Below are 11,817 nucleotides of genomic sequence, written 5' to 3'. Positions count from 1 at the left end.
TCACCCAGCTACCCCTCACCGCCCCAGCGGGAGGGGCAGCCGGGCGTTGACCTGCGCTTAGTCCAGCCAGTTGAACTCGGCGACGAGCAGCTCACGGTCGCTCTCACCGGGGTTGGGTGCCACCAGGCGTAGTGCCGTGGCACTGTGGCCACGGCCGGTGTGGTTGTATCCGGTGAGCACATGCGGTAGTCGGAGCATGAAGTTCCGGTACTTGCCGTTGACCTTCACGGTGCCCAGCGCACGCTGCCGGGTGACCTCGGCGAGCTCAACATCCGCCAGCTCCACCTCGTTTTCCTTGCCGGTGCCACGGATATCAAGGGTGGGCGCGACGCCATCATCACGGGTTGCACCGTCATCACCGGTGAGGATGGTGCGGATGAATTCGCGCACCGCCACCGGATCACCGAGTGCATTGGTCACCCAGCGTTTGCCCAGCACTCCATGCTCAATGGTGGCGAGCGTCTGCTCGGGGTTGATCTCCGAGGGGCGGTAGGTAAAGGGGATCTGCACGTGGCGGCCATCCAGGTCGGTGGCGATGAGCACCTCGATGCCGACCTCCTCACCCACGGTATCCACCAGACGGTAGCTGCCCTTGAGTTCCACCGAGCCTGCCCAGTTGCGGGCAACCTCCTCCTTGGACGGGATGATGGTCGTGTCATACATCTTGGCTACGCCGCTCATGGCACATCTCTCCATAGAAAAATAGTGAGGATAACTCTGTATGTTCAGGGTACGCGTCAACACGGTTTCAGGGGTGGTTCTTTTACTCGTCTGGGGGCTCGCCCTGTGCCCGCGTGGCCTCAGCCGGAGGGATGGTTTTTGTTGGACTTTTCACTCCACAACACCATGTGCGTGCTGCGAACTAAGGTGGTGGTCATGTCTGAGAAGAACAATCGTGAAGAAACCGCAGAGCAGCAGGAACAGCGTTTCCGTGAGGAGTTCGAGGTCGGTGGCATCGACCGCGAGCTCAGCGATGAGGAGCAGCTGGAGCAGCTGGCCTCCTATTTCGACGCCCACTACCCACTCCCCGATTTCACCCCACCGTGGGCCGGTGGTTCCGGTGATCCCGACCCCGCGGACCGCTATGTCGCCCACCTCCCCGACCGCACCACCCACACCGCCATGCTGATGCTGGGTTCAGCCGTGGACCATGCCATGCCGGGTGTGGCCTATATCGGTGAGGTGTCGGTGGATTCCGCACCGGAGGTCGGTGGCGCGGTGTTCGTGCCGTCCAACCCGACCGGCCAGTGGGCGGTGTCCTTCCACAGCGGTGGCTGGTGGCGTGGGTCCGGTGATGCCCTGGAGTTCCAGTGGCGTCCCGAGGTGGCCGCGGCCGCGGAGCTGTCCGGCACCACGATCCTCGACCTGGATTACCCGCTGGCCCCGCACCACACCCTGACAGAGATGAATGAGGCCGTGGCCAAGGCCGTCGGCTACGCCCGCCACCACAACGCCACCTCGATCGCGGGCTGGGGTTATTCCTCGGGTGCGGCGCTGGCGGCGCTCAACGCGAAGCTTTTCGACGCCCTCATCCTCACCTTCCCGGACCTCGCCAGCGTGGGCAAGCTTCCGGAGGAGATCCGGGGTTCGGTGCAGCTCGGTGAAGCCACCGAATGGCCCAGCACCTTTGTGCAGATCGCCACCCACGATGAGGTGGCCGCCCGCCCCGAGGGACTGGACGGTCTGGACCATGTCACCACCCGGGACTATGTTGCCCGCCACCGCATCTCCACCCCGAAGATCGCCCGGGAACGCATCAAGGATGTCGCGGAGTTTTTGAAGACAGTGTCCAAGAAGTCCTAGAAGGTGGCGGCGTCGATGACGAAGCGGTAGCGCACATCCGAGTTGATGGTGCGCTCATAAGCCTCGTTGATGGCGGTGGCGTCGATGAGCTCGATCTCCGCGGTGATGTTGTGCTCCGCGCAGAAGTCCAGCATCTCCTGGGTCTCCGGGATGCCGCCGACGAGTGAACCGGTGAGGGTGCGTCGCTTGGAGGTGAGCATCCGGGTGGGTACCTCCATGGGTTCATTCGGCAGGCCAAGCGCAACGAGGGCACCGTCGAAACGCAGCAGCGACAGGTAGGTGGCGGTGTCGAGGTTGACGCTGACGGTGTTGAGGATGAGGTCGAACTGTCCACCCCAGGTCTCGGCGAAGGCGGGGTCCGCGGTGGACACGTGCTCGGTGGCGCCGAATTTCAGGGCATCCTCCCGCTTGGCGGTGGAATGGGAGAACACCACCACCTCCGCACCCATGGCCACGGCGATCTTCACCGCCACATGGCCGATGCCACCCAGGCCGATGATGCCGACCTTCTTGCCCGGGCCCGCCCCGTGGTGCTTCAGCGGTGAGTAGGTGGTGATGCCCGCGCACAGCAGCGGGGTGGCGGCCGCGGGGTCCAGGGACTCCGGCACGCGGACCACGAAATCCTCCTTGACCACGATCGCCTGTGAGTACCCACCCTGGGTGTATTCACCGTCGGCGTAGCGGTCCTCCGACCCGTAGGTCAGGACCGCCCCGGTGTCGCAGTAGGAATGCTCCCCCGCGCGGCAGGGATCGCAGTGTCCACAGGAGTTGACGAAGCACCCCACGCCGACGCGGTCACCGACCCGGTGTTTGGTCACCGCATCGCCGACGGCACTGACGCGCCCGATGATCTCATGGCCCGGCACCAGCGGGTATTCCCGCTCACCCCAGTCACCGGTGGCGGTGTGGATATCCGAGTGGCAGATGCCGGCGTACTCAATGTCGATGGAGATGTCATCGGCGCGCAGTTCACGGCGGGTGATGGTGAGGGACTCCAGGGGCTGGGCGAAGGCGGTCACGCCCCAGGCACGGACCGGCGTGGGGTTGTGTGGTGTGGTCATGGTGAGATGCTCACTTTCAACGTCGCTGGGCAGAACGTGTCCCAGCTTAACCCCATGGCCGGTGTTGTCACCTGGGTGGCAGCTGTGCAGCGATGGTCTGCAGTTCCCCGGCGGTGAGCCTGTGGTGGGTCATGCGGACCTTCACGCGGGTGCCGTGGGTGGAGGTGATGCCCTCCTCATCCCAGTGCAGGCGCGCACGCTCAGCGACCTGGGATCCGCCATCGGCGCGGACCACCCGCCACCAGGCCACGAGGTGACCGTGGACGGCCATGATGCGCCCGACCTGCCGTGGCCCGGTGCCCACCAGGGTGGCGATGTCACCATAGGTGGCCACCCGCCCGGGTGGGATCAGGTCCACGCAGTCGAGCACCCGGGAGGTCAGGTCATCGAGCTCCAGGCCCTCAGCTGATCCTCCCACGGTGTTATTTGTTCTGGTTGCGGAGCTGTTCCTCGAAGGCGCTGAGGTCCATGCCCAGCAGGTCCTCGGCCTCGCTGACGTCCTCCTCCACGGGTTCGTCCACATTGCACAGGGTGACGGTGGCGCCGGTGGAATCGGAGATCAGTGCCATGCGACCGAATTCGGAGTCCCAGGGTTCGCGGATGACATCGCCGCCGAATTCGGGGGCCTTGGCCACCGCATCATCGACGCTGAGGACACCGAGGTAGGTCTGCCAGAAGCTGGGCACCTGGGGTGGGAACTGGCCCTTGGCGTCGAAGACACCGGCGAAGGCGGAACCGTCGACAAGCGCGGTGGTGTAGCGGAAACCACCCTCGCCCTCCTCGCTGGAGAGCTCCGAGGTCATCCAGTTGAACAGCTCGCCGTAGAAGTCGACGGCCTCGGGGTAGTTGGTCACGGTGGTCAGTTCATGCCAGACCGGGGTGCCCGGTTCACCGGCGGCCACGAAGGATTCCTCGCTGCTGGGTTCGATGAGACCGAAGAGGGCGCCGGCGGGATCGACTGCCAGGACCATGTGGCCGAGGAACACCTCGGTGGGCTGGGCCAGGATGCGTCCACCCAGTTCAACGATCTTGGCGGTCACCTTATCCAGGTTATAGGACAGGAAGTAGGTGATCCAGGTGTCCGGCATGGTGGACTCTTCGGGCTGGTCAATGAACCCGGCGACGGGCAGACCCTGGACGCGTGCCATGCGGTAACCGGGGTTGACCTCGGTGATATCCCAGCCGAGCACGTTCTCATAGAAGTGGGAGGACTTCGCGATGTCCGAGGTGGTCAGGTCGATCCAATAGGGCATTCCTGCCTGTGCCTCAAAAGCTGGCATTACATATTCCTCCACTTTTCGGGGTCGAAGTCATCGTTGGCGGTGGCTTCGTCAAAATAATCGTCTTGGTCCTCGCCGGCGCTCACCTGCGCGCAGGTGTCACCGATGCACACCACATCGCCGTTGCGGAGTGTCTTGCCACGGCGGGTATCCACCTCACCGTTGACTGTGACATCACCGTTGGCGATGGCGTCCTTGGCCTCCCCGCCGGTGGAGACGAGGTTGGCTAATTTGATGAACTGGCCGAGTTTGATGGCTTCGTCCCTGATGTGCACTTCTTCAGGCTGCATGGTGTCTGAGTCTATCCATGTCCGGGGACGGGAGCTAACCCAGGATCCAGCTGCCGATACCCACAACGCCCTGCCAGACCATGAACATTCCGAGGGCTATGAAGATCACCCCCGTGAACAGATCGATCACCGCCGCGTTGCGGGTGATGCGGGCGGCGAAGCTGCGCACCAGCACCGCGAAGCCTAAGAACCACACCAGGCCGGTGAGGATGAGGAAGACGGCGATAAAGACGCTCCACCCCACTCCCATGTCCGGGGTGATGAACTGGGCGAACACCGAACCGAAGAAGAGCACGGCCTTGGGGTTGGACAGGTTGGTGGCGATACCGGTGCGCAGGGCCCGCCGGGCACCAAGGGAATCAAGCCCACCAAGCCCACCAGGGGACCCCTCCGAACCATCCCCCTCCAGCACCCGTTGCACGGCATCCCCCGCCTGCCGGGCGGTGATCCGTTGCCTCCACCAGGAACGCACGGCACCGATGCCCATCCAGATCAGGTAGGAACCACCGACCAGCTGGAGCAACCACAACACCGCGGGTGTGGTGGAGATCAGCACCGACAGGCCGAGCAGGCTGGCGCAGATCCAGATGGCATTGCCCACCATGATCCCGATGGCCGCCCAGATACCATCACTGCGGCTGCGGGAACCGACCCGGATGATCTGCACGAGGTCGGGCCCGGGCGAGACGATCGCGGCGATCCAGACGACGAGCAGGGCAAGCAGGGTGGTGGTGGTCACCCGCTCAGATTGTAGTGCGCCCTGATGGGTATCACCCCGGTGGCCTGCATCAGCGAGAATGCCGCGGTGGGACCGATGTGGGTGAAGCCGAGGTCTTTCAGCTCACCGGCCAGCTGCGTGGAGGCGGGCGTGAAGGTGGGAACCGTGCCGTCATCATTCAGGAAGGGGTGCCCTGCATACCGGGTGAGCACTTCACCCAATGGTTCACGCAGTGCCGCCATGGCCCGGGCGTTGGTGACGGTCGCCTCGATCTTGCGGCGGTTGCGGAAGATCCCCGGATCAGCCAGGAGACGGTCCACCTCCTGCTCGCCATAGGCAGCCACCCGTTCCACGTGAAACCCCTCGAACGCCACGCGCAGGGACTCCCGTTTGCCCAGCACCGCCTGCCAGGTCAACCCGAGCTGGAACACGGTCAGGGCCACCGCCTCCAGCCACTGGTCTGGCATGCCCGGGGGTCTGCCCCATTCCTCATCGAAGTACCGCCAGCAGCCCTCCCCACGGGATGCCCAGCGGGGTCGGCTGCGTCCATCGGCGCACAGGATCAGATCATTGGGGTGGACGGTGAGATCATCAGTTGAAATAGTCATGGCTGCACCATAGAAAGCGCACCGGACATCGCGGGGGTGAATCACCCCTGCTACCCACTGTGAGCTGCGGTTACAGTGCCACCTGACGGATGGTGATATTGATTCTGCCCCGGTCCAGCCCGCACCCTTCCGGCGCGGTATCCGCCTCGATCCGTGGCACCCCGTGGAAGGCGCGACGGTGCTCACCGCCGAAGATGATGAGATCCCCACTGAGCAGGGGCACATCCACCCAGGGCCGGTTGCGGTTCTCGGTGTTCCCCAGCCGGAATATACCGGTGTCCCCGATGGACAGGGAGATCACCGGGGCCTCGGAGAGTTCATTGGCATCCTGGTGCATGCCCATCGTCGACTCTGGCGCGTAGTAGTTGACCAGGGCCGCCTCGGCGCGGTACTTCCCCGACCAGGCCGCCAGCGACGGACTCAGGGATGCCGCATCCGCCAACGCCCGGGCCGCCAGATCGTGGAAGGACGCGGGGATCGGCGGCACCGGCACCCCATCCACCGAGGTGACATACCGGTACGGGTTGGTGGCCCAGTGCTGACCGAGGGAGAGGATGTGCACGCTCATCTGTCCGCTGCGCAGCTGCGGGCGGGTCATCGCCAGTGGGGTGCCCGCCACCGAGCGGGCGATCCCGCGGGCCTCCCCCACCAACGCGGCCTGTTCCCCGAGCGGCAACCAGTCGGGGAGGTGGACCACGCCGCTGGCCACCTCGCGGGAGGGGCGTGGAAAGCGCGCCCCCGGAGCGTCGAAAAGCGTGGGCACTGCCACCTCCGAAACGTGCACAATGGGAGGACATGAACACCTTCGACCCTACTCCCTATGCCTCCTTCGACCGCATGAGCAGCGGACAGTGGTACCTGGCCGTCTCCGATGAACTCGGTGACCTGGCCGGACGCGCAGCCCTGCTCTACCACGAATACAACCAGCTGGGGCCCACCAATCCGCAGCGTTCCAGCGAGATTCTGCGCGAACTGCTCAACCCGGCCAGCGGGACATGCACCATCAAGGCCCCGGCCATCATCGAATACGGCATCAACACCACCATCGGTGAGGGTGTCTTCATCAACTTCGGTCTGACCATCCTCGATATCGCCCCGGTGCACATCGGGGCGCGTTCCCTGCTGGGCCCCAACTGCCAGATCCTCACCGCCGGCCACCCGGTTGATGATGTGGAGATGCGCAGCGGCGGGTGGGAGAACGGTGCGCCTGTGCACATCGGTGAGGATGTGTGGCTGGGCGGCGGGGTGACCGTGGTCGGTGGTGTGAGCATCGGTGATCGGGCTGTCATCGGTGCCGGCGCCGTGGTCACCCGCGACATCCCGGCCGATGCCATCGCGGTGGGCAGCCCGGCGCGGGTGATCCGGATGCGCGATGAGACCCGGTTGGAGCGGGCGGACCTGCCGGACGGGGTGCCTGTCGACGCCCTGGCGGAGCTCCGGGAGCATATGGACGACCATTAGGATGGGTACATCGTGACCTTCCCCAGTGTTTTCCACCTGCCCACCATCGCCGCTGGCCTGCCTGCGCAGACGCTGCTGGATGATCTCAGCGGCACCCTTGCCACCGGCGCCACCAACCTGGTCATCCAGTCCCCGCCGGGTACGGGTAAGACCACGGTGGTGCCCCCGGCGGTGGCCACTGCGGTCCGGAACCACCCCGATCTGTACCCGGCCCACGATGGTCGTGAGCCGGGCCCGGTGCTGGTCACCGCTCCCCGACGGGTGGCGGTGCGTGCCGCCGCACGTCGGTTGGCGCAGCTGGACGGCAGCAGGGTGGGCGAACGCGTCGGCTTCACGGTGCGCGGTGAACACCACCAGGGCTCCCACGTGCAGTTTCTCACCCCGGGTGTGCTCATGCGCCGGCTGCTTGCCGATCCGGAACTGGCCGGGGTTCATGCCGTCATCATCGATGAGGTCCATGAACGGCAGTTGGATACGGATCTGCTCGTCGGCATGCTCACCGAGCTCAGCCAGCTGCGGGATGATTTCGCGCTGATCGCCATGTCCGCCACCCTGGATGCCGAGCGTTTCGCCGAGCTCCTCGGCGCGCAGGTGCTGAGCGCACAGGCCCCGGTGCACCCGGTTGAGGTGCACTATCAGCCCGGCACCGCGCCCCGCCTGACGGAGAAGGGGGTGGGCTGGGAGTACCTGGATCATCTGGCGCGCCTGACCAGTGACGCGGTTGCCCGCAGGCAGGAGTCCGCGCTGGTGTTCCTACCCGGTGTCCGGGAGATCGAGCGCGTCACCGCCACCCTGAGCCGGTTGACCGACCTGGAGGTGCTCCCCCTGCACGGTCGTCTCACCCCGGCGGAGCAGGACCGCGCGCTGACCCCCACCAACCGTCCCCGCATCGTGGTGTCCACCCCCGTCGCGGAGAGTTCCCTGACGGTGCCGGGCGTGCGCATCGTGGTGGATTCCGGACTGTCGCGTTCCCCCCGGCGCGATGCCGCGCGCAATATGACCGGGCTGGTCACCGTCAGTTGTGCGCAGTCCTCGGCGGATCAGCGGGCCGGTCGCGCCGGGCGTGAGGGCCCGGGTGAGGTGATCCGTGGGTATGCGCAGGAGGATTACGCCCATTTCCAGCCGTTCACCACTCCTGAGATCCAGTCCGCCGATCTCACGCAGGCTGCCCTGTGGTTGGCGTGTTGGGGCACCCCGCGCGGTGAGGGTCTGCCGCTGATCACCGCGCCACCCGCCCCTGCCCTGGAGGCGGCCGAAGCCACGCTGCAGGCGATCGGCGCGGTCGACGGGGACGGTGCGGTCACCTCACTCGGCCGACGCTTGTCGACGCTCCCCCTCGCCCCACATCTCGGCGCAGCGCTCGTGGCCCACGGCCCCCAGGCGGCCGGGGTCCTGGCGGTGCTGGCCGATGATCCCCGCGGGGATGTGGAGAAACAGGCCCGCACCTCACGCGGCAACCGGGCATTCGACCGGGAGGTGGCACGGCTGCGTCGATTAGCACCGGACACGGGCACGACCGGCGGGGCGTCAGCCGGTCAGATCATCGGCACCGCCCTGCCCGGACTCATCGCGCGCCGGGAAACCGACACCGACTATCTGCTGGCCAGCGGCACCCGCGCCACCCTGATGGACCGTGAGCTCGCCGGTGCGCCGTGGTTGGCGATCGCGGATATCACCCGTTCCGGTTCCCGTGCCCTCATCCGGGCTGCCGCCCGCATCGAGGAGGCCGCAGCCCTGGAGATCATCGGCGTCCGGGAGACCACCCGAGCCACGGTGAACGGCGGGAAGGTCCAGGCCCGTCAGGTGCGCGCCGCCGGGGCCATCGAGTTGAGTTCCACCCCCACCCGGGCCACGCCGGAGGATGCCGCCCGGGCGGTGACAGCGGCGATCGAACGCGAGGGCCTGGGGTTGTTCACCTTCTCGGACAAGGCCGCTGCCCTGGCGCACCGCCTGCGTTTCCTGCATGAGCGCCTCGGGGAACCATGGCCCGATATCGAGGCCGCTGATGTCCACCTGTGGCTGGGCCCGGAGCTGGAGCAGATCGCCACGGGCAGACCCATTAACAGGATTGATCTCTACCCCGCCCTGCAACGTCTGCTGCCCTGGCCCGAGGCCAGCCGCATGGGGGAACTGGCACCGACCCACCTCACCGTGCCCAGTGGCAACCGCCACCGCATCGACTACGCGGAGGGGCGCCCCGTGGTCCGGGTGAAACTACAGGAATGTTTCGGCCTGGACACCTCCCCGGAGTTGTGTGGCCTGCCGGTGCAGTTCCATCTGCTCTCCCCCGCCGGTCGTCCCCTGGCAGTCACCGATGACCTGGCCAGTTTCTGGTCCGGGCCCTATGCCCAGGTACGGGCGGAGATGCGGGGACGTTATCCCCGTCATCCCTGGCCGGAGGATCCGTGGACCGCACCAGCCACCGCGCGAGTGAAGAAGAGAATGTAAAGCACCCTTGACACCCCGGAGCCGAGGAAAGTAAAGTCTGCTTTACATTCAGTGCTGGTTTACGTCCTCAGTCAAGGAGCACCACCATGACCTCCACCTCCACTCTCGGTCGCCCCAGATTTGGCGGGAGTTCGTTTGCCCTCGGCGCCACGAGCCTGCTCATCGGCCTGATCCTGTCCGGCTCCGTCGGCTACCTCGCCGCCACCCTTCGCGATGAACCCTTCTGGCGCAGCATGACCGTATTCACCCTGTGCACCCTGCCCGTGATGACGATCCTCGCCTGGACCCTCCTGGTGGATCGCAGCTCACTCAGCGGCTTTCTCCGCAACCCGGAGGAATCAGTGGAAACACACTGGTACACCAGTGCCGCCACCGGGGCATTCCATGACATCCTGCTCACCCTCGGCATCACCGTGACCGTCCTGTCCATCACCGGATATGAGATCGACGGTGCCCTCCTGGGCACCGGTGTGCTGCTGCTGGCCATGCTTGATTCCCTGGCCCGATACCTCCTCGCGCAGCGCCGGGGATAGGGGCACCGCCTACCGTGAAGAATTCGCTACCCGCATTCCGGAAGACACTCGGCTGGTCCCAGCAACGCCTGGCCGATGAACTCGGGGTAAGCCGTCAGACGGTGATCTCCATAGAGAAAGGGCGGTTCGACCCTTCCCTTCCCGTGGCCTTCAAGCTCGCGGCCGTGTTCGGGTGTCGCATCGAGGACCTCTTCGAACCCGAGGGTAATTAAGTAATGAAAAAGGGAGCTGGTCGGACGCTGGAGGGCGTCGACAAGCTCCCTGGGGTGGGCTGGGACTAGGACTCGGGCTGAGACTCGGCGAGCTTCCTGCCCAGGCTGAGCACAGATTCCGCGGTGAGTACGGTGGCATCCTCTGGATGCTCATGCGCGCGGGTCTCCGCCTCGCAGAACTGGAAGGTTTCCGGCAACGCATCGGCAATCTCCGCTGCCGCAACCGCCAGTTTGGGCAGGTGGCGGGCGGGGGCGATCACATGCAACTCATCCATACCCAGGATCCGGGCCGAGGACGCCGCGCCTGAGATCAGGGCCGGGAAATCCTCCGGATCGGAGTCCTCCCCCACCAGGACGGTCACCATCGTGGATGCCGTGGAAAGATCCTGGATGATACCGGTGGCGCCCCTCACCTCAGGGTGAAGTGGCAACCCGGTGTCCTGCACCGTACTAGGAGGCTCCTCGGACACTTCACTGAAGTGGCTATCAAGTTGAGTCTTTGTCATGGGCACCAGTGTAGAAACGATTCTTGCGTTTCACCCGGAAGCCACCCGATAATTTCCTGAAATCTGTACCACTTGGTCTAGATACCCTGATACTGCTGCCACCCCAGGTAGCCACACATCACCACCACCAGGGTCAGCAACGCATACCTGATCAACCTGGTCCCACCACCTAAAACAGTGCGCGCACCCAACTGCGCGCCAACCACATTCGCCACCGCGAGCAGCAGTGCCAACTGCCACCACACATGTCCTCCCGTGATGAATACAATCAATGCCCCCACATTGGTGGAGGTATTAACCACCTTCGCCATCGCCGCCGAGGTGAGGAAATTCTGGGACAACAGTGCCGTAAACGCCATGATGAGGAACATGCCCGTGCCGGGCCCGAAGATACCGTCGTAGCCCGCGATCAGACCCACCACACCGACGGCCAACCACAAACGCCACCCCGTCGGCAGGTCACGGCTCTCGCCTGTGCCGAATGACGGCCGGAACGCCACGAACACCCCGACCACCAGCATGAGCACAATGATCAGGGGCCGCATCACCTGTTTGTCCAGCGAACTGGCCGCCAGCGCCCCCAGGCCGGAACACACCAGCGCCACCGGAACGTAGACGGCAAGTAACCTGAGCGGCGGACGAACCCGCCGGACCATGGTGACAGCCGCCGACGCCGTGCCCGTCACCGACGCCACCTTGTTCACCGCCAGCGCGGTCACCGGTGCCAACTGCGGCATCACCGCCAGGATCAGGGGGATGAGCACCAGGCCACCACCACCGATGACCGCATCGATCCACCCGGCCACCGCCGCCCCGGCGATGAGCACCGCCCAACCACCTGCAGCGAGATCCACACCCATGCCCCACACCCTCCACGTCCGGATAAATGAGAAAAGT

15 protein-coding genes are annotated in these 11,817 nt (G+C 65.4%); 5 read left to right on the top strand and 10 right to left on the bottom strand.

The window, feature by feature from the left end; translation table 11 throughout:
- Positions 1 to 57: 57 nt before the first annotated feature.
- Positions 58 to 681, bottom strand: a complete 624-nt coding sequence (locus H9627_RS06070; RefSeq protein ID WP_191733115.1) for a CG0192 family protein — start codon at positions 679 to 681, stop codon at positions 58 to 60.
- 195 nt (positions 682 to 876) lie between these two features.
- Between H9627_RS06070 and H9627_RS06065 the strand changes: the two genes are divergently transcribed.
- Positions 877 to 1,803, top strand: coding sequence for an alpha/beta hydrolase (locus tag H9627_RS06065; RefSeq protein ID WP_191733114.1), 927 nt, complete (start codon positions 877 to 879; stop codon positions 1,801 to 1,803).
- On the opposite strand, the gene H9627_RS06060 is transcribed toward H9627_RS06065, so the two are convergent.
- The 7 genes from H9627_RS06060 to H9627_RS06030 form a co-directional block, all read right to left on the bottom strand.
- On the bottom strand, positions 1,800 to 2,864 hold the full coding sequence (locus tag H9627_RS06060; RefSeq protein WP_191733113.1) for an NAD(P)-dependent alcohol dehydrogenase: 1,065 nt from the start codon (positions 2,862 to 2,864) through the stop codon (positions 1,800 to 1,802). The two genes, H9627_RS06065 and H9627_RS06060, sit on opposite strands and share 4 nt — an antisense overlap.
- Positions 2,865 to 2,931: 67 nt before the next feature.
- On the bottom strand, positions 2,932 to 3,282 hold the full coding sequence (locus tag H9627_RS06055; protein WP_191733112.1) for an MGMT family protein: 351 nt from the start codon (positions 3,280 to 3,282) through the stop codon (positions 2,932 to 2,934).
- Between the two features lie 4 nt (positions 3,283 to 3,286).
- Positions 3,287 to 4,144: a VOC family protein gene (locus tag H9627_RS06050; RefSeq protein WP_191733111.1), complete on the bottom strand. Its 858-nt coding sequence runs from the start codon at positions 4,142 to 4,144 to the stop codon at positions 3,287 to 3,289.
- On the bottom strand, positions 4,144 to 4,434 hold the full coding sequence (locus H9627_RS06045) for an RNA-binding S4 domain-containing protein (RefSeq protein WP_191733110.1): 291 nt from the start codon (positions 4,432 to 4,434) through the stop codon (positions 4,144 to 4,146). Before H9627_RS06045 ends, H9627_RS06050 begins: the two co-directional genes overlap by 1 nt.
- Positions 4,435 to 4,468: 34 nt before the next feature.
- Entirely contained in the window at positions 4,469 to 5,173 is a 705-nt protein-coding gene (locus H9627_RS06040) for a LysE family translocator (RefSeq protein WP_191733109.1), read from the bottom strand.
- Complete coding sequence (locus H9627_RS06035; protein ID WP_191733108.1) at positions 5,170 to 5,760, bottom strand: DNA-3-methyladenine glycosylase I; 591 nt, start codon at positions 5,758 to 5,760, stop codon at positions 5,170 to 5,172. Before H9627_RS06035 ends, H9627_RS06040 begins: the two co-directional genes overlap by 4 nt.
- A gap of 70 nt (positions 5,761 to 5,830) precedes the next feature.
- Positions 5,831 to 6,523: an alpha-ketoglutarate-dependent dioxygenase AlkB gene (locus H9627_RS06030; protein ID WP_191733107.1), complete on the bottom strand. Its 693-nt coding sequence runs from the start codon at positions 6,521 to 6,523 to the stop codon at positions 5,831 to 5,833.
- 32 nt (positions 6,524 to 6,555) lie between these two features.
- On the opposite strand from H9627_RS06030, the gene H9627_RS06025 reads away from it, so the two are divergent.
- From H9627_RS06025 to H9627_RS06010, 4 genes are all read left to right on the top strand, one after another.
- Positions 6,556 to 7,221: a sugar O-acetyltransferase gene (locus H9627_RS06025; RefSeq protein ID WP_191733106.1), complete on the top strand. Its 666-nt coding sequence runs from the start codon at positions 6,556 to 6,558 to the stop codon at positions 7,219 to 7,221.
- A 12-nt stretch (positions 7,222 to 7,233) separates the two neighbouring features.
- Positions 7,234 to 9,669 (top strand): ATP-dependent helicase HrpB, encoded by a 2,436-nt coding sequence (gene hrpB / locus H9627_RS06020; RefSeq protein ID WP_191733105.1) that lies wholly within the window; start codon positions 7,234 to 7,236, stop codon positions 9,667 to 9,669.
- A gap of 86 nt (positions 9,670 to 9,755) precedes the next feature.
- Positions 9,756 to 10,202, top strand: coding sequence for a hypothetical protein (locus tag H9627_RS06015; protein WP_191733104.1), 447 nt, complete (start codon positions 9,756 to 9,758; stop codon positions 10,200 to 10,202).
- 14 nt (positions 10,203 to 10,216) lie between these two features.
- Positions 10,217 to 10,414 carry a helix-turn-helix transcriptional regulator gene (locus H9627_RS06010; protein WP_191733103.1) on the top strand — a complete coding sequence of 66 codons (198 nt, stop codon included), beginning with the start codon at positions 10,217 to 10,219 and terminating at the stop codon, positions 10,412 to 10,414.
- A 65-nt stretch (positions 10,415 to 10,479) separates the two neighbouring features.
- On the opposite strand, the gene H9627_RS06005 is transcribed toward H9627_RS06010, so the two are convergent.
- Entirely contained in the window at positions 10,480 to 10,920 is a 441-nt protein-coding gene (locus H9627_RS06005) for a hypothetical protein (protein ID WP_191733102.1), read from the bottom strand.
- A 77-nt stretch (positions 10,921 to 10,997) separates the two neighbouring features.
- Positions 10,998 to 11,780: a TSUP family transporter gene (locus H9627_RS06000; protein ID WP_191733101.1), complete on the bottom strand. Its 783-nt coding sequence runs from the start codon at positions 11,778 to 11,780 to the stop codon at positions 10,998 to 11,000.
- Positions 11,781 to 11,817: the final 37 nt, after the last annotated feature.

The sequence above is a fragment of the Corynebacterium gallinarum genome, from assembly GCF_014837045.1.
Taxonomy (GTDB): Bacteria; Actinomycetota; Actinomycetes; order Mycobacteriales; family Mycobacteriaceae; genus Corynebacterium; species Corynebacterium gallinarum.
This window is presented reverse-complemented; position numbering and strand designations above follow the sequence as displayed.